This window comes from Paraburkholderia sp. UCT31, from assembly GCF_014397655.1.
Classification (GTDB): domain Bacteria; phylum Pseudomonadota; class Gammaproteobacteria; order Burkholderiales; family Burkholderiaceae; genus Paraburkholderia; species Paraburkholderia tuberum.
In genome coordinates this window covers 89696-111876 of the sequence record NZ_VZQP01000003.1, presented here as the reverse complement: position 1 = coordinate 111876, position 22181 = coordinate 89696, and the positions used below count along the sequence as shown (strand labels likewise).

Genomic DNA, 22181 nt, shown 5'->3' with positions numbered 1-22181 from the left:
TCAACGCGATGCTTCGGCAATCCGCGCGGCCAGCCCCGAATCACGCTGCGTCGGCGTCGCGATCGCCTGCGCGAGCACGGCCCGCGCGCCGATCACCTCGACGCGTTCGCGCGCGCGAGTAATCGCCGTATACACGAGCTCACGCGACAACACCCGGCTGAACGCCGACGGCAGCACCAGCACCGCTTGCTCGAACTCCGAACCTTGCGACTTGTGGACCGTCAGCGCGAACGCGGTGTCGTGCGGCGGCAGCGCGGCCGGCGACACCGCGCGCACACCGCCGTCGCCGGTGCGGAAGTACACGCGCAACGCGCCACCCGCGCCCGGCAGCGCAATGCCGATGTCGCCATTGAACAGACCCAGCGCGTAATCGTTGCGCGTCACCATCACCGGACGTCCGGAAAACCACTGCGCGCCGACCGCGAGCGTGACGCCCGCGGCGCGGCGCACCTCAGCCGCCATCGCCGCGTTGACCTGATCGACGCCGCGAGGTCCGAGCCGCGTCGCACAGAGGATGCGGAAGCGGTTGAGCGCGTCGAAGAGCGGCACTGGATCGGGCGTATCGACGGCGAGCGCCCTGGCAAGCGCGTCGGCGTACGGCGCGAAGCCACCGGCAAGTCTTGCGGTGGTGCGCTGGGCCAGCGTCGTGTGAGCGTCCTCGTGCAGCGCCGCGGCGCAGACCTCGGTCGGGTCGATCTCCAATACGTCGAGCGCCGCGCTCGGTGAGCCGTTGCGAATCGCGACGGACAAACGGCCGATCGGCGACTCGAGGCCGAACCGGTAGTTGCGCTCGAGCCAGACGACGCAGTCCGCGAGCGGGTTGCGTTCGATCGCCGATCGCTTATCGCGATCCGCCTGCTCGCCAGTCGCCGATGTCACGCCGTCACCGAACAGATCGCCCGACGCGGGTGACTCGAAGGTTTGCGGCGTCTCGGGCGGCGCAAATAAATCGTCCAACGGTGCTTCATCGACTTCACGCAACGCGCGCGGCAAAGCCCGCTCGAGCCGCGCCTCGTCGATGTCGAGCGCCTGCGCGACCCATTGCAATCCGCGCGCGCTCAACGCCGGCCGCGCGCTGAGTTCGGCGAACACTGCGCCGGCTTCGACCGCGGCGAGCTGGTCCTTGTCACCGAGCATCACGAGCCGCGTTTGCGGCCCGATCGCGTCGAGCAGATGCGTGGCCATCGCCACGTCGATCATCGACGCCTCGTCGATCACGACCACGTCATACGGCAACGGATTATCGCGATGATGCCGGAAGCGCCCGCCCGGCCCCGACCCCAGCAATCGATGCAGCGTGTACGAGGTCTGCGGCAAACGCGCGGCGAGTTCGGGCGGCAGGTCGCCCGCGCGCGCGAGCAACGCTTCCTGCATCCGTTGCGCCGCCTTGCCGGTCGGCGCCGCCAGCGCGATGCGCAAATCGGCCCGCGCATCGAGCAGACACGCAAGCACGCCGACCACGGTCGTGGTCTTGCCGGTTCCCGGGCCGCCGCTGACGATCGTCAGCCGCCCCGACAGCGCCATCACGGCCGCGACGCGTTGCCAGTCGACGTCGTCGTCTCGCGGCGGACCGAAGTAGCGCAGCAGGCGTTCGCGCAAAGCGGCGGGGGCGGTGTCGGCGTCGGCCTTCGCGGTGCTCGCCTCGCCCGTCGCATGCGCGACCAGGGCGTGGGCCAGGCGCCGCTCGTAGTCGTAGTAGCGCGCGAGATAGAGACGCCCCTGCGCGTCGATCACGAGCGGGCGCAACGCCGCCGCGCCCGCTGCGTCCGCTGCGCCATCGCTTGCCATGCCGCTCGCGAGCAGCGCCGCGCGCACTTCGGCGCTCGACGCGTCGAAGCGGCGCGCGAGCGTCGCGAGCGGCACGCACACGTGCCCTTCGGCGGTCGCGCGGCTCGCGGCGAACGCGCCGCGCGCCGCCCACTTCACCACCTCGGTCGAGGCGCCACCGCGCCGCGCGAGCATGCCGATACGGCGCGCGAACCCTTCGGCGAGCGCGATGCTGAAATCGGCCGGCGCGGGCAGGTTGACGCCGATGTCTTCGAGCCCGAGCGGCGCGGCCGCGCGCTCATCAAGCGTGCCGGGCGTGCTCATGCGCCACCTCCGATCATCGCCGCGTCGAGCAGCGCCACCAGTTCGAACGGCGCACGCCGCCTGTGCACACCGGCGGCACCGTCGACATCGCGCCAGTCGGGCCGCACGCCGCGCACGAACAGATACAGGTAGCCGCCGATATGCGTGTCGTATGCATAGTCGCGCACGCGCGTCTTCAGATAGCGATGCAGCGCGACCGTATAAAGCAGCGCCTGCAGGTGGTACGCGTGACTCGTCATCGCCGCTTCGAGCGGCGCGGCCGCGTAGTCGGCGGCGGTGTCGCCGAGATGGTTCGACTTCCAGTCGACGATCCAGAAGCGGCCGTCGTGCTCGACGATCATGTCGATAAATCCTTTGACGAACCCGCGCAGCACGCCGGGCTCCAGCGCGACGTCGGGATAGCCGTATTCGATCAGCAGCTCGCGCAGCGCCCGAAAATCCAGCGATGGGGCCGCGAACAGAAACTCGAGTTCGTTCAGGCGCCGACGCGGATCGAGCCGCGCGAGCGTCATGCCCGGCACGAGTTCGGTCGAGACGACGTCGGCGATCAGCCGATGCATCATCGCGGGCAAGCGCGCGGCGAGCTCGGGCGCGGCCGGCGCCGGACGCTCGCGCAGCGCGCCGCGGATCGCGTCGGGCCAGGTGCGCGCCTCGGTAAAATCGGCGAGTTCGAACATCCGATGCAGGCAATCGCCGGCCGCCGCGCCGCGCGGGAACGCGAGGATGTCGTCGTCGGCATGCGCCGGGGCGCTCGCCGCGGCGAGCGGCGTGAGCAGCGGCGCGGAGGGTAGCGCATCGGCGATTTCATCGTGGTCGGGCCGCACGTCTTCCTGCGGCGCGTGCGCATCCCCGCTCCTGCCGCCGGCCGCGATCAGCCCGCTGAAACTTGCCATGCGCCACTGATCGCGCAACGGCCGCCGATTCGCGCGCGCGTGCAGATGCGCGCCCTGATCCCGCAGACTTTCGAGCGGTACGCGGCGCGTCACTTCGGGCAGCGCCCGCAACGTGACCGGTCCGCCCGCGAGCGCCTGCCAGCTCGCCGCGAGCGCGGCTTCGTCGGGCGGCTCGGCGAGCCAGGCGTCGAACGTGTGGCCGCTGCCGCCGACGAGCCAGTTCAGCACGCTGCGCCGCGACTCCTTCGTCGAGCGCGACGACAGATACGTGCCCGCGACCAGGTAGCAGCGATACACCGAGCGGGTGAGCGCCACATAGACAAGCCGCGCGCGTTCCGCCGCCTGCTCGCGCACCGCGTAACGCGAGGCGCGCTCGGCTTCCTCTTCGTCGCAACCGTAGTGCAGCACCGCGTCGCCGCTGTCGTCGTGATACTCGCGCGCATCGGGCAAGCCCGACGAGGGCGGCTCGCGCAAGCCGCCATCGTTCAGGAACGGACAGAACACGACCGCGTATTCGAGTCCCTTCGATTTATGGACCGTGACGATCTGCACGAGGTTGCGATCCGACTCGAGCCGCAGTTGGGCCTCGTCACCGCCGCCCTGCTCGCGCTGCGCGGCGAGCCAGCGCAAGGTAGGCGCGATGCCGGGCTGGGTGGCCGCGCGCGCCTGTACGAGCTCGGCGAGATGGTTCACGTTGGTCAGCCGACGCTCACCGTCGACACCCGCGACGAGCCGCTGCGCGACGCGCAGCTCGCGCATCAGCGTGCGCCACATCACCGCGAAGCCGCGTTCGTGCCACAGCATCCGGTAGCGCGAAAAACGCTCGACCCAGCCCATCGCGTCGGCGGCGTCGAGCGCCGGCGCGGGTTCGTCAACGGCCGCGGCCGCGGGCGCATCGGCGACCTGCGTGAGACGCCACAGCGCGGCGGCATCGAGCCCGAGCCAGTCGGTGGCGAGCGCGGCGCGCAGGCGACGCAGATCGCCGGGCGTGTCGATGGCGGCCAGCACGCGCTCGATCTGCTCGGCGTCGAGCGTCGCGAACACCGACGCCTGCGCAAGCTCCACGCTGCCGACGCCCCACGCCGCGAGCACGCGTTTGACGAGGCTGCCCTGCCTGTGCGTCTGCACGAGCACGGCGATATCGCCCGGTGCGAGCGGCTTGTCGCCGATCGTCACGACACCTTCGCGCGCCCCTCGCAAAAGCCGCACGATCTCGGCCGCGCACGCTTCGCTCGCGGCGCGCTGCGCGCTGCGTTTGTCCAGCGGCGTTGCGCCGCGCGGCAACGTCCAGATGCGGAAATCGCCGCCGCTCGCGTCGGGATCGGTAAACGGCGCGCGGCGCCGCTCGCCCGCACGCACTGGCTGATAGTCGAGCCCGTCGAGCACGAACGCCTGGCGGTTCGCTTCGAAGATGCGGTTGCACGCCTCGACGATCGGTGCGGTCGAACGCTGGTTGACCGCGAGCGTGTAGCACGCGGACGCCGACTCGCGCGCCGCGAGATACGTATGCAGATCCGCCGCGCGAAAACTGTAGATCGCCTGCTTCGGATCGCCGACGAGGAACAGCGGTCCCGCCGGCGCGAAGATGCGGCTGAAGATCGCGAATTGCAGCGGATCGGTGTCCTGGAACTCGTCGATCAGCGCGGCCGGATAGCGGCTACGCAATGCATCGGCGAGCCAGCCATGCCCGGCCAGTGCGCGATACAGATTCGCGAGCAGATCGTCGAACGATACAACGCGACGCGTGCGCTTGCGCGCCACCAACTCGGCCGGCGCGTAGTCGAGCCATGTCTGCACCAGCGCGAGCCAGCGCGCGCGCTGCGCGGCCTCGGCGGCGACCACGGCCGCGGCCAGCGCGTCGGCATGCTCGAAGAACGGATGTGCGGGCGGCTCGAACTTGACCTTGGTTGCCTTCTTCAACGCCGACGCCGTCAGCTTCAGCGCGGCGCGCGGCGGCGGCGCATGGCAATCGCCCTGCGCGAAGTAGTCGGTCCACGCGGCGATCGCGGCGCTCACGTGATCGGGCTTGTGCGTGGTCTTGCTCAGGCGCTCCTGTGCCTCGGCCAGTAGCGCGACGATCGCGTCGCGTTCGGCCCACCAGATCGCGCACGCGACATCGAAGCCGGCCTGCGGATCGGCGCTTGCGCCGGCCGCGTCGACGCTGCCCCAGCGCAATTGCGCGAGCGGCTTTTTCAGGCGCCGGGCCAGCTGCTCGTCGAGCGACGCGGGACCGGCGCGCTTGGCCACCAGCCACGCGGCGAACGCCGGATGCGCATGCGCGACCGGCTCGACCTGCTCGCGCCAGAAATCGGCGGCGAGTTCGAAACGCAGCGCCGCGTCGTCGGCTTCCATCTCGAACGCGAATGGCATCGCGGCCGCGAACGGCGCTTCCTGCAAGGCGCGCTGACAGAACGCGTGGATCGTGTGGATCGCGGCCTGATCGAACGTGCGCAGCGCGCGGCGCACGACCTTCAACGCGGCCTCGCGCTCGATACCGCGCTCCGGCGCGAGCGTCGTTTCGAACAGCCGGCGGATGAACGGATCGTCGCCGTCGTCGTCCATCTCGATCGCGCGATGCAGTTCCGCGAGACGGCCGCGTATGCGCTCGTGCAGCTCCGCGGTCGCGGCCTTCGTGAACGTGACGACGAGAATCTGATCCGCGTTCAGGTTCTTTTCCAGCAGCAGCCGCACGTACAGCGCGCAGATGTTCCACGTCTTGCCGGTGCCCGCCGACGCTTCGATCTGGTTCACGCCGTCGAGCGGACATGCGAACACGTCGAGTTCGTCGGCGGCGAGGCTTTGATGGCGCAGCGCGTCGCTCATGAGGCGCTCCGCAAATGCTGGATCAGTGGCTTGAAAACGATCGCGGCGAGGCTGCCGAACGGCTCGTCGAGCGTGAGCGGTGTGCCGCGCAGCGCGATGCGCAACGCGGGGTCGTCGGATTCGCCGCGCACGCGGTCGTTGACCCATACGCCTTGCGCCGCCGATTCGCTTTCGCTGAGCCGCGCCCATGCGCTTTTCGGGAAGAAGCGCAGCGGCAGCCGGCGGCCGGCATTGAAGAGCGCAGCCAACGGCGCGAGTTCGTCGAGCGGAGCCGCGACGGGCGCGAGCTCGAAGCGCTCGCCGCTGCCGTGCCACACGGTGCGGCGCGGGCCGTCCGGCTGCGCCGCGCAATAGACCAGATGCGCGAGCCACGCGGACAGATAGTCGCGCGCGCTGGCTTTGGCATAACGAAAGATCACTTGTCCCGTTCCGGTCAGCAGGTTCAACGTGCCGCGCAAATGCAGCGGCGTTTCGGCGGACTCGAGCAACAGCGCGTCGTAGTCGCCAAACAGGGAGACGGCGCCGTCGGTGCCATCGCCGCCTTGCGGCCAGCGCGGCGAGACGTCGAGCACGAACGGCAAACGCTCGACGCCCGCGGCCACTTCGCGCCGCACGCTTTGCGCCAACTGCCGCAGCGCGGACAGCTCGCGCGCGCGCCAGACCGCGCCGGTCGCGCCGCCGGGCAACTCGGGGCTCGCCTCGGCGACGCGCTGCACGCGGCTATAGATCACCTCGTCGTCGGTGCCGGCGTCTAGCAGGACCGGCAGCAGGCGCTCGGCGAGTGCGTCGCGGCCCGCATAGTCGAGATCGAACGGCTCGGTGTCGAGCAACTCGCCCTGCGCATCCGACAACGCGATTCCGAGCCGGTCGCGCAGCAGTGCGCGCGCCGGATGACGCCAGAAGCGCACGAAGTCGTCGAACTCCACCTCGTGCATATCTTCCGGCGGCAGCGGTTGATCGAAGAACGGCGTGGCGGCGGCATGCTGCGGTTCGGCAAGCAGCGTGGCCAGTTCGGCGCGATCGGCGTCGTAGGTGAACAGGTCGGGCTTCGCCGCGAAGTAGTCCGACGCGAACGCCTGCAACGGATGCTCGACGATGAACTCGCGCCGCGCGCTGTCGACCTCGGCCGGACTCGCGTCCTCGCCCGCCGACACCTGCGCGAGATGATCGAGCAGTTCGTCGACGAGCGCGGCCGGCGGCAGCGGCGCGTTATCGCGAATGCTGCGGCCCGTGTAGGCGATGAAGAGCCGCTCGCGCGCGGCGAGCAGCAGATCGAGGAACAGATTGCGCTCGTCGTCGCGGCGCTGACGGTCGCCGGCCTTGCCAAACGCGGCCATCAGATCGAACTCGTCGGCACGCGCGAGCGACGGCAGCACGCCGTCGTCCATGCCGAGCAGGCAGACCACGCGGAACGGCAAACCGCGCAAGCTCGTCAGCGAAGAAAACGTCACGCTGCCCCACGGCACGCCGCCGCGTGCGGGGTCGTCGAGCGCTTCGGTGAGCGCGGTGCGCACCACCGACGCCGGCAGCAACACATCATGCGCGCCGGCCTGCATCGCGGCGCTCATCGCATCGAGCGCGTCGCGCACGGCCGCGAGCGAATCGGCGAACTCGACGCCGCCGTCGAAGCACTGCCCGAGCGTTTCGAGCAGCAGTTGCGACCAGTCTGACGGCGTGCGCTCGATCGCGCAGCTCGCCGCGAAGCTGTCGATGTCGTCGACGAAACGCGACAGACGACCGAGCAGTTCAGCATCCGAACCGCCCGCGCCTTCGACCGGCAGCCACGCATCGACCGGTTCGCCGCCTGCCGGCATCGCGTAGCCGAGGTACAGGCGCGTCAGCGCATCGGCGAACGTATGACGCGCGACCGGCACGTGTTCACCCAACGGTTCGAGCGGCGCGAGCCCGCGCCGCGCGCCGGCGGCCGCGAGCCATTCCTGCGCGGCTTCGAGCGAATTCGCATCGATGCCGTAGCGCACCGCGACCGCATCGACGCGCAGCCATTCGATCAGATCCGGCGCGCCGACGCTGCGCTCGGGCAGCGCGAGCCAGTCGAGCAACAGACGCGCGACCGGATTGGCCTGCGACGGCGGCAGGCCGGTAATGCGGTACGGAATGCGGCGCGTGTCGCCGGCAGGCGTGGTGCCGAACACCGCATCGATCAGCGGACCGGCCGCCGCGAGATCGGACACCGCGACCAGCACGTCGGACGGCTGCAGATCGTCGAATTCGTCGAACCAGCCGAGCAGGCGATCGTGCAGCACTTCGAGCTGCCGGGACAGGCTATGACAGACGTGCACCTCGATACCGCGCTCGATGGGCAACTCGTCGGCATCGGCCTCATTGCGCAAAGCGAGGATGCCGTTCTGCACGGCGGCGAGCCAGCTCGGCTCCGGGTTTTCGGTGAAGTCGCCGGTCTCGGCCGATGCGGCGCTTTCGGTCAGCTCGTGCAGCATATGCAGCTGCGCCTGAGTCTGGCGGCCCCATTCGGCGAGCAGCGGATGACCGACTTCCTGATAGTCGAGCTGCCCCGCCGCGTCGAGTGCCTGTACGCGCCCTTCGCTGACCACGTCGAACCAGAACTCGCGGCACGGGTTCATCACGTACAGACGCACGTCGATCCAGCGCGACAGCGCGCACAGCAACGCGATATGCAGCGGCGGCATGGTCGGCAGCGCGAACACGCTGACCGCCTCGGGCCATCGCGCGTTCGAGATCGCCTCGAGATCGAGCGCCGCGATTTCATCGAGGAACCGATACGCGGGCGGCAGCGCGGCCTCGGATGTGTGCGCATGACCGCCGGCTTGCGCGAGCTCGGCGAGCACCGCGCGCCACAGCGCCGCCTGCCAGCGCTCGTCCTCGCGCGCCGCGTCGCTCGCGCCGGTCAGACGCGGACCGGTGTCGTCAGCCGCGCCGCTCGCGAAGATCGAGCCGCCCTTGTGCCATTGCAGCAGCCATTCGGGGCGATAGGTGAGATAGTGATCGAGCACGGTCGCGACGCGCCGTGCCAGCTCGTAGCGCATCGACGCGTCGGCCGCATCGAGATAGGTGCGCAGACGCGGCGACGCGTTCCACGGCAGCGCTTCGTCTGAGTCGTCGAGCAGCCGGTAGCAGCGCCACACGAGCCGGTCCGGCGCGAACGGCGAATGCTTCGGCACCTCGATCACGCCGCCGATCTGCGCCCACAGCCATTGCGCGAGATAACCAAAGTTAACGTTCGCGCAGATGCCCTGGCGCGCGGCGATATCGAGCTCGAGCCGCCGGCGCACGGCCGCGCTCGGCACGATCACGGGCCGCGCGGTCCACGGGTCGGACGGCGCTTGCGCGAGGTCGCCGAGCAGCGCGCCCACCAGCGTTTCGTAGCGGTTCGAGTAGAAGAGCTGAAGCATGGATTCCAGATCACATTTGGCACGCTGATGGCCCGCGAGCGATGCGCGCGAGCCACGGCGGACATTGAAGCGACAGCATAACAAACCCATCCCCAAGGCATAACCTCGCCGAATGGACGAGGTCAGAACGCGCGCAAAATCAGTTAGACTCGACGGCAGTTTCGCGCTGTCTTTCCAACTGCGGTTTTCTCGGTGAATGGATTCAGGTAGTCGATGCGCTATTCGGTCGAAATAAGAAAATTCCTTTATAGCCAGTATTTTTATGGCGGCCTGCGCATCGCGGTCGGCGTGTCGTTACCGGCGATCCTGTGCCTGATCGTGTTTCACAATCGTGACCTCGGCTTCACGATCGCGACCGGCGCGCTCGGCGCCTGCGTCGTCGACATGCCGGGCCCGCTCAAGTACAAGCACAACGAGATGCTGGCCTGCTCGATGATCGGCTTTCTGTCCGCGCTCGCCACCGGCCTCGCCACCGTCAATCCGATCGCGCTGTGGTGCACGGTCGTGCCGCTCACGTTCGTGCTGTCGCTGATCGTCGTGTACGGCAATCGCTGGCCGCAGATCAGCTTCGCGACGCTGTTCATGATGATCATGACGCTGGAGGAACACTTCACGCCGCTGCAGGCGCTCGTCAACGCGTCGTGGATCCTGCTCGGCGGTCTCTGGTACACGTACTGGTCGACCTTCGTGAGCCGCTGGATGATGCATCGGATCGAGCAGCAGGCGCTCGCCGAAAGCGTGTTCGCGTGCGCGGACTATCTGCTCGCGCGCGCGGCCTTCTACGATCTCGACAACGATCTCGACGAGTGCTATCGCAACCTCGTCGACAAGCAGATCTCCGCGGTCGATCGCCAGGACGCCGCGCGCGACATGGTGCTGCGCAATCTGCCCAGGTTGAAGCGCGGCAAGCTCGAACCACGCCGCGCGATGCTCTACAACCTGTTCATCAATAGCGTCGATCTGCACGAGCTGTTCGTCGGCGCGCAAACCGATTACACGCTCGTGCGCAGCACGTTCGGCGGCTCCGATCTGCTGGTGTTCTATCGCGATCTGATCCGCAAGGCGGCCGAAGATCTCGAGGAGATCGGCCTCGCGGTGCTGCAGAACCAGGCGCCGCGCATGCGCGTGAACGTGAAGGCGGAATTGCGCGCGATCGAGTATGAAATCGAACTGATGCGCAAGCAGGAGCTGCCGACGCAGAACCCGGAGGCGTATTCGGCCGTGTCGTCGAATTTCCGCCGCATCTGGAGCGCCACGCGGCTGATCGACAAGATGCGCCGAAGCCTTGCCACCGGGCCGAGCCCGACCGAAACCGAACTGCGCATCGACCAGGCGCTGAGCCGCTTCGTGTCGAGCCGGCGCGTGCCGTTCGGGCAGATCCTGTCGAATCTGACAATGGCCTCGCCGAGCTTTCGACACGCGTTGCGCGTGACGATCGCGGTCGCCGTGGGCTTCTGGCTCGGCCGCTTGCTGCCGCTCACGAACGCGTACTGGATCGTGATGACCACCGTGATCATTCTGAAGCCCGGCTACTCGCTGACCAAGCAGCGCAATGGGCAGCGGATCATCGGCACGCTGATCGGCTGCGCGGCGAGCATCACGCTGATCATCTTCGTGAAGGAGCCGCACATCCTGATGGTCGTGATGTTCGCGTCGATGGTGATGAGCTACAGCCTGCTGCTGTTCAACTACACGGCGAGCGTCGTGTTCACGTCATCGTATGTGCTGCTGCTGTTCCATCTGCTCGCGCCGGGCAGCATGCGCATCATCGGCGAGCGCGCGATCGACACCGTAGTCGGCTGCGCGATCGCGATCGCGGCAAGCCACCTGTTCCCGTACTGGGAGTACCGCTTGATGGGCAAGCTCGTCAACAACATGATCAGCGCGACGCGGCAGTATCTCGAAGCGAGCTGGTGGTGGAGCGGCAAACCGGCCGCGGCGGTGATCGCGGCCGTGACCGAAGCGGGCGCGCGCGCGCCGGCGGCGGCGATGGCGGATCCGGCGATCGGCTTTGGCGGCCCGGCGCTCGCCGTCGCCGTCGCCGGCTCCGGCTCCGGCTCCGGCTCCGGTGCCGGTGCCGGTGCCGAAGTGGCGGGTGGCGTCGGTGCGCGCGGCGCTGGGCGCGCCGGCGTGGCACAGCCGGTCGCCGACGCCAATGCCGAGGCGAACGCGGACGAGGCCAGCCATGACACCACCACGATCCGCAACGCGACCGCGCGGCCGGCAAGCGGTGCATCGGTCGCCGCTGCCGCCGCGGCGACCGCGCTCGACCGCGATTACCGTTATCGGCTCGCGCGCAAGAACGTTCACGTTGCGTTCGCGAATCTCGGTCAGGCGTTCCAGCGGATGATGCTCGAACCGAAGTCCGCGCAGAAGTTCGTGCCGGAGTTGAACGGTCTGCTGGTGCGCAGCCATGTGCTCGCGTCGCAGATCACGGCCGCCGCGCCGCTGTTGCGCACTTCCGCGCAACAGCAGCACCAGGTCGAGGATATCTCGCTACAGCCGCTGCAGCGCGCTTTGAGCCTCGTGCGCGACAACCTGAGCGCCGCCGAAGCCGGCACCGCGTTGCCCGCCGAGCAGGGCGAGCAGATCAAACTGATGAGTCGCGAGCTCGATGCGATGGTCGTCGAAACGGAGAAATCGCCGGACTATACGGCCGATGCCGTGCATGACACGAAGCTGCTCGCGCATCAATGCAAGCAGATGCTCGCGGCGTCCGCGCAGATTCGCAAAGACGCGAGCATGATCCGGCTGCCGGAGGAGTGAAGCAGGAAGCGCGCGGGCGTTATTGCGCGGCGCCGCTCGCCGGTTTCATCGCGGTGGCCGCCGCGGCTGCCTGCGAAGCCACCGGCGGCACCTGCGTGGACTGGCTGTCGAACTCGTGCTTTTCGCGGATCGCGTTATAGAACAGCGTGGCAATCACCAGCAGGATCGCCACCACGATAAAGACGGAGATGCCAAAGGTCGGATTCTTCTTGCGCGGCGGTCTGGTCATGAAGCGGGCTCGATTCGCGACGCAGTCGCGGATGGGTCGGAGAAGGCGGCATTCTACGCCCCGTGGGCTTGCACGCGGCTTGCAGCCGGGGGAGCAGTACGGATGCGCTGTGGCGCGTTTACTGTCGAGGCGGCAAGCGGCGCTCCTGACGGCACCCGGTCTGCCTCGTGTCGCTGCTGGTGATTTTGGTCTGTGCTGTCCCGTCGCCTTAAATGCATCGACCACGTCGCCATCGTAGCGAACCCGTGTTCCGTTCGTTCGTCACCGCCCCATCGCATGTCGCGCGTCAGCCGTTATTTGTGACAGTCACAGCCGGCCGCACCGGCAACGCCGTCGAATACTTGATCTGCTCCATCGCAAAGCTCGAACTCACGTCGTACAGCGGCACGGCCGTGATCAACTGTTTGTAGATCCGGTCGTAGTCGTCGATATCGGAGACCACCACGCGCAGCAGATAGTCGGTCTCGCCGCTCATCCGGTAGACCTCGACCACTTCCGGAATATCGCGCACCGCCTGCGTAAATGCGGCGGCCCATGTCTCCGTGTGCTGATTCGTCCGCACCGCCACGAACACCGTGGTTCCGACCCCGAGCTTGCGCGCGTCGCACAGCGCCACCTGCGCGCGAATCACCCCCGCCTCCTTCAGGCGCTGCAGCCGCTTCCAGCAAGGCGTCTGGGACAGGTTCACGCGCTGCGCGAGTTCGGCGATCGGCATCGTCGCGTCTGCCTGCAGCAATTCGAGCAGCTTCCGATCGATGATATCCATACTCATACCACCACCCCTCATAGGAAATTATTCTACTTTTCTGACGGTCGAGGGAATTATATGGAAACTCTTTCTCCGGGAAAACCGGTATAAATATCGATACCGAAAATTGCCGAACAGCAGCGCCCGCGCTGCAATAAAACCATGAGCGACGACCTTCGCGCCACCGCTTTCGAGCACCTTCCCGACTACCTGAAGTCGCTGCCGGACCCGGCCCGACTTGAAGCGGCCGCGTTACCGACACAAACGCTGGGCGAGATCGGGCGCACACCGCTCGAGCGCCTGTGCGACACGCTCGACGCGATGTTCGAAGCCTGCGCGAAATTTCCGGAACCGTCGCATTCGACGTTCTTCGCGCGCACCATGCGGCTCGCGCTCGCCGAGGCGGCCGCCGACCCGGCGCTGCTCGCACCGATGCAACGCGAAGGTTCCGCCGACACCTATCGGCGCCATCTGCTCATCGCCGATCCGCAAGGCCGCTATGCGATTGCCGCGCTGGTCTGGCAGCCCGGCCAGGCGAGCCCCGTGCACGCGCATCACACCTGGTGCGGTTACGCGGTGGTCGAGGGCAAGCTGAGCGAAACGGTCTTCGAATGGGACGACGCGCATCAATGCGCGAGCGCGCTGCGCGCTCAGACGCGCAAACGCGGCGCAGTGTCGTTCGTGCGCGGCGGCCGTGCTGCGATTCATCGGCTTGGCAACAGCAGTGATGCGCCGGCGGTGTCGCTGCATATCTATGGCGTCGAAGGCGCGCGGATCGGCACGCACGTGAACGACATCGTGCGCATGGCCGACGCGGCAGAGATGGTTTGACGGTTGCACGGCCCCCAAACACACCCCCGCCTCAATTCTTCCCACCCACATCACCCGCCGTCGGAATCTGCGGCGGAATCGGCGCGGTCTGTCCGGTCGTCGGCGGCGCCGGACGCGGTTCGTGCGACACGTCACGGGCGGGCGCAAGCGGCACCTGTGTCGACGCGCGCGCCGACGGGCCAACGACGCCCACCTCATACTCAGCTTCGCGCGGATACTCGTGCGCCGCTTCGCGGTCTCTTTCGCGAGTGGGTTCATGCGCCCTTTGACGGGTTTTGCCGCGCTCGCCGTCCCGCGCCGGCTGCTGCGCCTCGCCATGCGCATGCCGGCTGTCATCGGCACCGGCATTCACAGGCGCGACGAACCCGGTTATCTCATCGTCGCGCAGCGGCTCGCCCTCGCGATCCTTCGACGATGTGTACACCCGCATATGCGCGACCGGAATCTCGATGCCGGCCTCGTCCATCTTGCGCTTGAGCCGCAAATTGAACGCACGCGCGACGCTCCATTGCTGCAGCGGCCGCGTCTTGATCTGCCCTTTGACGACCATCCAGTTCGGATCGAAGCGGTCGAGGCCCCACACCTCGATCGGCCCGAGCATCTCGCGCCGGTAGCGGAAGTCGGCCATCAGCTCCGCGCCGACTTCGCGAATCAGCTGCGTGATCTCGTCGACATCGGTCGAGAACGACATGCGCACCTCGAACACCGCGTACGCGAAATCGCGCGACAGGTTCTTCACGATCTTGATCTGCGAGAACGGAATCGCGTGGATCGCGCCCTGCCCGTCGCGCAGCCGCACGGTGCGGATCGACAGATGCTCGACCGTGCCCGCATGCCCGCCATCGACGTCGATCCAGTCGCCGACCGAGATCGTGTCCTCGATGATGATGAAGAGGCCGGTGATCAGGTCGGTCACCAGCGACTGCGCGCCGAAACCGATCGCCAGACCGATCACGCCCGCGCCCGCGAGCAGCGGCGTCACGTTGATGCCGAGGTTCGCGGCGGTGACGATCGCACCGATCGTCATGATCGTGACGAGCAACACGTTGCGCACCAGCGGCAACATCGTGCGGGCGCGCATGCTCGGGCTGCGCGCCTTGTTGCGCGGGCTGCCCGGATTGAGCGTCTCGGTGATCGCGGTGTCGACCAGAATCCACAGCAGCCACGCGATGAACACGGTGGCGACGATCGCCGTCATCGCATGCGCGATGCCGCGTGCCGCCACGTTCCTCTCGATCATCGCGGCCAGCGACACGCCCCACAGACGCGCCGCGGATTCGAAGAAAAACAGCCAGATGAACAATGTCAGCAACGTGCCGCAAAAGCGCAGCAGCCGCGTCAGATACGGCGAGCGGCGCCGCGCGCGGGCGCTGCGCGGCCGCGTCATGCGCAGCACGATCGCCGACAGGAAGAACGCCAGCACCAGCAGCAGCGCGGTGACGATCGAGATCTGCAGCACGTTTTCGCTGGAGCCGGAGCCGCCGAGCGTCGCGACCACCGACGCGGCCGAGAGCACCAGCACCGGCACGTGCCACAGCGCGGCGAGCACCTCGAACGCATCGGTCGCGGCCTTGTGGTCGTTGCGCTGTTCGTACGGCCGGTTGCGGATCAGATGCGCGACCGGCCGGCGAAACGCGAGCGCGAAATAGCCGGTCAGCACGGCGGCCGTCATGTTGGCCGCGGTCGAAATCAGCGCGGCGAGGTTGGTGCCGAGCTGATGCTCGACGTCGTAATTGACGGCTGCGTCGCCGAGCGCGCCGCACACGCCGATCACGAACAGCACGCGGCGCGCGTGATCGATCAGCAGGCGCACCGCGACGCGGCGGTGGCCCGAGCCGAACAGCGAAAACATGATCAGACAGATCGCGGAAAACACCGCGCCCGCGACGATCGCATACGCGACCACCATGCCGAGCGTGCGGCCGAGCGAATCGGGCATCGCGCGCATGAACAGCAGCGCCGCGATGAACGCGATGATCCACGGACCGACGCGGCGCAACGCGAAGATCAGCAGCTCGCGCGTGGTGGGATTGGGCCGCAGCACCAGCTCGACACCGAAGCGCCGGTGCAGCCGTTGCTGCAGATAGATCAGCGCGCCGGCACAGGCGCCCCAGCCGGCCAGCATCCCCAGCATCGCCAACAGGATCGTGCCGACACCCTCGTGTCCCTGGCCCGAGACGATCGTGTACAGCTCGTTGCCGGCCGCCGTCACGCGCCCGCTCCAGTAGCGCACCGGCGTGCGGCCCTGATGCACGTCGGATTCAAACGACGCGATGCCCGAGGCGATCGCGCCGAGCAGGCCCGGGCTAGGTTGCGCGGACGCGGGCGCGGGTGGCCCGACGTTTTGCGCGGCGCTTTGCGACACGTCGCGCAGCTTTTTCAGCTGGGCAACGAGCGCGCTGCGCTGGCGGTCGTTGTCGAGCGTGGCGATCACGCTGTCGAGCGAGCGCGCCAGCTCCGCCTGGCTCGCGGGCGACGGCGCCGACGCCGCCTCGGGCGCCGACGCCCCCGATGCCGCGGACGCCGGCGTCGCGTTCACCGTCGCGCTGTTGATCAGGCTCTGCAATGCCGGGATCACCGGTGTGCCGCCACCGACCGCGGGGCCCGCGGCTTGCGCCATGCGCGGCAGCGCGCCAAGGCACAGAATCAGCGCGGCGCACAGCAGCGCGGCAAACCAACCGACGGCATCTGTGCTCGCGCGCGGGCGGGCGTCGCCGCTGGCCGTGTCGCGAGCGGTGTGAGCGGAGGAGAGATGGGGGGCGCTGAGAATCGCCGGCTGCTGCCCGCCGTCAGACGGCGCAGCCTCGGACTCACGCCGCGACGGGCATGACTGCATGGCAATCCGTGAGAAAACGGCAGACGCCAGTGTAGCCGCAGTTTCGCCCGGCGCGGCCGAACATGCGTAACCGAATGTTAGTACGCTTGCGCGGCCGGCGAATTCGAACCGCCGCTCGTCAGTACGCGACCGTCGCGATCTGGCGGATGAAGCGGCCCTGCTCCAGTTCGTCGACGAACGCGATCGCGTAGTCTTCGGCCGAAATGCGGCTGTTGCCGTCCGCGTCCGCAATCAGCGTGTTCGCGCCCGTGCGGAACTTGCCGGTGCGCTCGCCCGGCGCGATCAGCGCGGCTGGCGCGAAGAACGTCCAGTCGAGATCGGTCACGCCGCGGTAGTGCTCGAAGGCGTCGCGGTGCGCGAGTGCAATACCCTTGTACGCGTCCGGAAAGCCGTCGGTATCGACCAGTTGTTTGCCCGGTGCGACTTCGAGCGAGCCCGCGCCGCCTACCACGACGACGCGCTTCAGCCCCGCCGCGCGCACCCCCTCGACCAGCGCGCGTGTCGCTTGCGTCAGGGTGGCGAGATCGCCCTGCGGCGGCGCATACGCGCTTGCGACCACGTCGTGACCGCGCACCGCCGCGCCGACGCTCGCGGCGTCGAGCAGATCGGCCTGCGCCGCATGCAGATTCGCGACGCCGGTCGGCACGCGCGCCGGATCGCGCACCAGCGCCGTCACCTGATGCCCGCGACGCGCGGCTTCCGCGGCAATCCGCGAACCGATCATGCCAGTCGCGCCAAACAGGGCGATCTTCAGTTGCTTGCTCATATCAGCGTACTCCTCAGGTTGTCTTATATGTAACTTTTATAGTTACATATAACGAGAAAAAAAGCGGGGCGCTCACCCCGTTCCTTTGTTTGGCACACGTGCCGGAATAGTTCGACCCGCGCCCTACGACACTGCGCTTCTATCGTTCACCGCCGCCGCGTCTTGCGCGCGAAGACACGCTCAAGCACGGCGCTTGCGCTCGCGCTGCTTCTCCGAGCGGACCACGTCGGCGGTCGCGTCGGCGAGCGTGCGCGCGGCCAGCGTCGCTTCCATTGCCTGCTGCGCTTCGTCGATGATCCCGCTCAACACGCTCTGGATATTGCGCCCCACCATGCACGCTGGATTTGGCTCCTCGCGATGCAACGCGAACAACTGTGCGTCTTCCACCGCGCGATAGACCTCGAGCAACGTGATTCGTTCCGGCCGCCGCGCAAGCAACGCGCCGCCACCGGCGCCCATCTGCGAGGTGGTGATGCCGGCGTCGGAGAGCATGCTCAGAAGCCGGCGAATGAGCGCGGGATTGGTGTTCACGCTGCCCGCGATCATCTCCGACGACAACGGCACGCCGCCCTGTAGCGACAACAGCGCGAGCACATGCACGGCAAAGGCAAACCGGCTACTCGTGTTCACGGCAGATCCGTCCCGAAACGACAATGTGTATCCATCGTAATTACATATAAAGCTAATGTCAAACGGCGAAACCGGATCGAACGGCGCGGGTCATTTATCCATCTGCTTCTGCGCGTCGGCGGAATCGGTCGATGCAGTCGACGAAGCCGACGCGCCCGCATTCTGCGCCGACCAAGCCTGCAGCTTGCGCCCCGCCGTTTCGAGGCCCTGGCCCGTGATCGACGCGGCCTTGCCGAGCTGCGCGTTGGCCGCGCTCGCCGCGTTCTGCAGGTTGGCCTGCGCGCTCGACGCGAGCGCGGCCGGGTCGATCTTGAGCGACGGCGCGGAGGCCGAGTCGAGGTTCTGTTGCGCGGCGTCCTTGGTCGCGTCGACCTGTTGGCCGACGTAGCTCGCGGCCTGATCGAGCTTCTGACCGGCAAGCTGCGCGGCGTCGTTCAGCTTGCCCGCGACCTGGCCGGCCGACGCGTCGTTCTTCTGGCACGCGGCCAGCGTGCCGAACACGAGGACCACGACCGCCGCGCGGCGCAATAACGATGAGGAAACAGATGAAATCATGATCTGGAAGGAGCCGCGTCGGGCGGCTCGCACATGCGAAGACGTGCCCATGATACCGCCGTTGCGCCGCGCGCCCGCTTCGGATTGCCCCGGCGAGTTGGTCGCGGCTCTGTCGAACCTGATGGAGCTGACGTCCGCGCGATTCAAAAGGCGACCCTTTCCTCAACGATCGTCTTCGTCGCGCGCCTCTTGCCGCGGCAGTATTGCGAAGCCCCAATTAGCAAATAAAAGTTGATTATGTCGCCAATCATGTACGGCTAGTTTGTGTCAATCGCCGAGCTTACGATGGCATCACTTCATCACACACGCAGGAGAGACATCATGGCTAACGTTCAACAGGGTGGTTTCAAGCGGGTATGGTTCGTCACCGGCGCATCGCGAGGCATCGGCGCGTTGATAGCTGAAGCTGCGCTCGCGGACGGCAACGCGGTGGTGGCCGCCGGACGCAAGGTCGCGGCGATCAGCGAGCGTCTTGGCGAGTCGGCTGCGTTGCTGCCGGTGGAGCTGGACGTGACCAACGAGGCCCAGGCAAAGGCGGCGGTGCAGGCCGCGATTGAAAAATTCGGCCGCATCGACGTGTTGGTCAACAACGCCGGGTTTGGTCTCCTTGGCGCGGTGGAAGAATCCGCCGACAACGAGGTGCGTCGCATCTACGACACGAATGTCTTCGGCTTGCTCAACGTCACGCGCGCTGTATTGCCGACCATGCGCGCGAACCGCTCGGGCCACGTGATCAATGTTTCATCGATTGGCGGCTATCGTGCCGCGGCGGGCTTTGGCGTGTATTCGTCGACGAAGTTCGCCGTCGAAGGCATCACGGAAGCGTTGCATGCCGAGTTGAGACCGCTGGGCATTCGCGCGACAGTCGTCGAGCCGGGGTATTTTCGTACCGACTTTCTCGATGCATCCTCGCTGGTCGTGGCGCCCGAGGTGATCGACGATTACGACGAAACCTCGGGTGCGGTTCGCCGCAAGGCCATGCAATTGAATCACAAGCAGCCTGGCGACCCGACCAGGCTTGCGGCCGCGATGATCGCGCTGGTCGACGCGGCGTCCCCGCCGTTGCGCCTGCCGCTTGGGACAGACACGCTGGCCGCCATCGCTGCGAAAAACGCTTATGTGACGCAGGAAACGGAAACGTGGAAACAGCTGTCGTCTTCGACCGACTTCGCTGCCTGAGTGAGGAAAGCGGCGGTTCGGCATGGGTTGAGCCGCTGTTCTGGCATTGCGCCCGAACCCTGCGAGGATTGATGCAATCTGGCGAGCACATCGATGTACTCGCAGCTGGGCGGCACGCGGATCGCGCACCGAGCCCCGAGACCACGTGCAGCAACGAGCGTCGACTTGCAGCGGCGCTCGCCTCAACATCGCCCCACAATTCAGAATCTTCCGACAGTTGCAGGCGAAACACCTCCCTATAGTCGCGGCTGCTTTTGGGGAGTGCTGTTTCGATGAAACTGATCGACTGGATCGTCACCCTCGTCATCATGCTGATGGCGATCGTTTTTTTCTGCGCGCGCCGGCTGCCCACCTGGTCGCACGACACCCGCGCTCGGCATATGAAAGGGACCCGTTTGCTGATGCAGGCCGCGTGTGCACTGTGGGCGGCGCTGCTCGGTGTCACGCACGGCCTGTTTGCCGTCGAGGGTCTTGCGGGCATTCGGCCAACACCGGCCGAAACGTTCGCCGGCATCGCCGTGCTGCTGGCATGCGGTTGCTACTGGTCGGTGCGCGGCAGAAGACTGCTGAAGCCGCGGCGGATTTTCGCCGGTTGATGCGCGGGCGAGCGCCATCCGCGCCGCACGATCGAGCGCCCCCTACCGCGCGCTGATTCCTCGCACCGCGTCGATCGAACGCGCGGACGACCCGCTGCCTGCGCCCAAGCCTGGTCCCGCAGCGCCCGGCACACTCTGACGCGCACCGCGCGCCGCCGGAGCCGGACCCGCCGCGGCGAGCGCAGCCGCGCCAGCCGCGGCCGGCTTCGCGCCCGGTTTCGCGCCCGCGGCACCCGCCTCTGGCAGCGACAGATAGAACGTCGTGCCCACCCCCTCCTTCGATTCCGCCCACACGCGGCCGCCATGTCGCTCGACCATCCGCCGCACGAGCGCGAGGCCGATGCCCTCGCCGGCCGCGGCATTGCCGTGCAGCCGCTGGAACGCGGTGAACAGGCGCGGCAGCGCGATCGCCGGGATACCGAGGCCGTTGTCGCGCACGTAGAAGATCCGCAGCGAATGCACGCCCGGCGGCGCAGGCGTCGTGCCGATTTCGACGCGGCCCTCGCGCGCCGGGTCCAGATAGTTGACCGCGTTGCCAATCAGGTTTGCGAAGATCTGTTCGAGCGCGGTCGGATCGCCCCTTACCGCGGGCAGTTCGCCGACCGTCACGCGCGCGCGCCGCGCACGGATCGAGCCCTGCATCGCATCGACGACACGTTGCACGATGTCGCGCACATCGACATTCTGGCGCCGGTACTCGACACGCCCGACCCGCGACAGCCGCAGCAGCGCGTCGATGATGTGCGACGCGCGCAGCACCGCGGTCTGCAGATAGTGCAGCGCCTCGCCGATGTCCTCGTCGACGAGGCGCTCGATCCGCTCGCGCGTGCTGATCGCGAGCGACGAACCGCGCACCGCGTCGCGCAACTCGTCGCTTGCGCGAATCAGCTCCCTGGAAAATCCCTGCAGGTTCACGAGCGGCGCGCGCAGGTCGTGCGACACGCTGTAGATGAACATTTCGTTTTCCTGGGTCTGCTGGCGCAGCGTCTCGTTGCTGCGCGCGAGCTCGGCGGCGCGCCGCTCGAGGTCCGCGTGAAAGCGAGCTTCGATGCGCTCGGCTTCGAGCAGTCGGCGGCTCGTCTCGTGCAAGGTCAGATCGAGCCGCGCGATTTCATCGCTACCCGCGCCGAGCGGCGCGAGCGGCTCGTTGCCGGCGAGCCGGCCCGCGTTGTCGGACAGCAGCGCGAGCCGGCCGCGCACACCGCGCGTGAACATCCAGACGGCGAGCGCGACGAACACCAGCGAGCCCAACGCGGCCGCGACGATCAGCGTCTGTTCCCGTTCGCGCACGGCGGCGACGGCATTCGAGCGCGAGCTATCGAGACGGCGCTCCTCGGCCTGGAACGCGGTCACCTCCACACGGAAATGATCGAGCACGTCGGCCTGGGCGAGATCGTGGAAGCGCGCGAGAATCTCGCCGCGCCGCCCGGCGTGCAGCATGTCCTGGATCCGGTCGGACCACTGGCGGTACGTCTGCACCGCCTGGCGCACCTCGGCCACGCGCTCGACCTGCGCCGGATCGTCCGCGACGAGTTCGGCGAGCTCGTCGATGCGCCGGTCGACGTCCATCCATACCGCGATCGGGGTGGTGAAATGCGCGTCGTTGGCGAGCACCGCGCCCCGCAGCGCGACCGATTCGGCCAGCACCGGATCGAGAATCTCCGTGGTCTGGCGCAACACCTCCTCGCTATGCATCGCCCAGCGCTCGGCCATCGTCGCATCCGCCTGGGCCTTCACGACACCGGTGAGCAGCGCGAGTTCGAAAACGGCCGGGATCGCGATCAGAAGCAGGCCTTTAGTGGTCAGTCTCATGCGTGCCCATGGGAGGGGTTGGCCGGCGGATCGTGCA

General features: G+C 67.6%; 14 protein-coding genes. 4 read left to right on the top strand and 10 right to left on the bottom strand.

Annotation, left to right across the window (positions count from 1 at the left end; all coding sequences use genetic code 11):
• The 3 genes from F6X40_RS02850 to recC are packed head-to-tail and all read right to left on the bottom strand — an operon-like array spanning position 1 to position 9196.
• Positions 1 to 2091, bottom strand: coding sequence for an AAA family ATPase (locus tag F6X40_RS02850; RefSeq protein ID WP_187626754.1), 2091 nt, complete (start codon positions 2089 to 2091; stop codon positions 1 to 3).
• Entirely contained in the window at positions 2088 to 5807 is a 3720-nt protein-coding gene (gene recB / locus F6X40_RS02845; RefSeq protein WP_187626753.1) for an exodeoxyribonuclease V subunit beta, read from the bottom strand. The genes F6X40_RS02850 and recB overlap by 4 nt, the downstream gene beginning before the upstream one ends.
• The gene (gene recC, locus F6X40_RS02840) at positions 5804 to 9196 is read right to left on the bottom strand and encodes an exodeoxyribonuclease V subunit gamma (protein ID WP_187626752.1); all 3393 of its coding nucleotides are present in this window, start codon (positions 9194 to 9196) and stop codon (positions 5804 to 5806) included. The genes recB and recC overlap by 4 nt, the downstream gene beginning before the upstream one ends.
• Positions 9197 to 9409: 213 nt before the next feature.
• Between recC and F6X40_RS02835 the strand changes: the two genes are divergently transcribed.
• Entirely contained in the window at positions 9410 to 11962 is a 2553-nt protein-coding gene (locus F6X40_RS02835; RefSeq protein ID WP_187626751.1) for an FUSC family protein, read from the top strand.
• 19 nt (positions 11963 to 11981) lie between these two features.
• Here F6X40_RS02835 and F6X40_RS02830 read toward each other — a convergent pair whose 3' ends face one another.
• Positions 11982 to 12191, bottom strand: a complete 210-nt coding sequence (locus tag F6X40_RS02830; RefSeq protein WP_184029963.1) for a hypothetical protein — start codon at positions 12189 to 12191, stop codon at positions 11982 to 11984.
• Between the two features lie 286 nt (positions 12192 to 12477).
• Positions 12478 to 12963, bottom strand: coding sequence for an Lrp/AsnC family transcriptional regulator (locus F6X40_RS02825; protein ID WP_090804098.1), 486 nt, complete (start codon positions 12961 to 12963; stop codon positions 12478 to 12480).
• A gap of 138 nt (positions 12964 to 13101) precedes the next feature.
• Between F6X40_RS02825 and F6X40_RS02820 the strand changes: the two genes are divergently transcribed.
• A complete protein-coding gene (locus F6X40_RS02820; RefSeq protein WP_187626750.1) occupies positions 13102 to 13770 on the top strand; it encodes a cysteine dioxygenase family protein in 669 nt (222 codons plus the stop codon).
• 31 nt (positions 13771 to 13801) lie between these two features.
• Here the strand turns inward: F6X40_RS02820 and F6X40_RS02815 are convergent, their stop codons facing one another.
• The 4 genes from F6X40_RS02815 to F6X40_RS02800 form a co-directional block, all read right to left on the bottom strand.
• Positions 13802 to 16606 (bottom strand): mechanosensitive ion channel family protein, encoded by a 2805-nt coding sequence (locus F6X40_RS02815; protein ID WP_187626749.1) that lies wholly within the window; start codon positions 16604 to 16606, stop codon positions 13802 to 13804.
• Between the two features lie 118 nt (positions 16607 to 16724).
• Positions 16725 to 17372, bottom strand: a complete 648-nt coding sequence (locus F6X40_RS02810; protein WP_187626748.1) for an NAD(P)-dependent oxidoreductase — start codon at positions 17370 to 17372, stop codon at positions 16725 to 16727.
• 180 nt (positions 17373 to 17552) lie between these two features.
• Positions 17553 to 18002 (bottom strand): Rrf2 family transcriptional regulator, encoded by a 450-nt coding sequence (locus F6X40_RS02805; protein ID WP_187626747.1) that lies wholly within the window; start codon positions 18000 to 18002, stop codon positions 17553 to 17555.
• A gap of 90 nt (positions 18003 to 18092) precedes the next feature.
• The gene (locus F6X40_RS02800) at positions 18093 to 18557 is read right to left on the bottom strand and encodes a hypothetical protein (RefSeq protein WP_187626836.1); all 465 of its coding nucleotides are present in this window, start codon (positions 18555 to 18557) and stop codon (positions 18093 to 18095) included.
• Between the two features lie 321 nt (positions 18558 to 18878).
• Between F6X40_RS02800 and F6X40_RS02795 the strand changes: the two genes are divergently transcribed.
• Both F6X40_RS02795 and F6X40_RS02790 read left to right on the top strand, forming a co-directional pair.
• Entirely contained in the window at positions 18879 to 19736 is an 858-nt protein-coding gene (locus F6X40_RS02795) for an oxidoreductase (protein WP_187626746.1), read from the top strand.
• Between the two features lie 272 nt (positions 19737 to 20008).
• Positions 20009 to 20332: a hypothetical protein gene (locus F6X40_RS02790; RefSeq protein ID WP_090804088.1), complete on the top strand. Its 324-nt coding sequence runs from the start codon at positions 20009 to 20011 to the stop codon at positions 20330 to 20332.
• Positions 20333 to 20374: 42 nt separating this feature from the next.
• On the opposite strand, the gene F6X40_RS02785 is transcribed toward F6X40_RS02790, so the two are convergent.
• Entirely contained in the window at positions 20375 to 22144 is a 1770-nt protein-coding gene (locus tag F6X40_RS02785) for a sensor histidine kinase (protein ID WP_187626745.1), read from the bottom strand.
• Between the last annotated feature and the right edge of the window lie 37 nt (positions 22145 to 22181).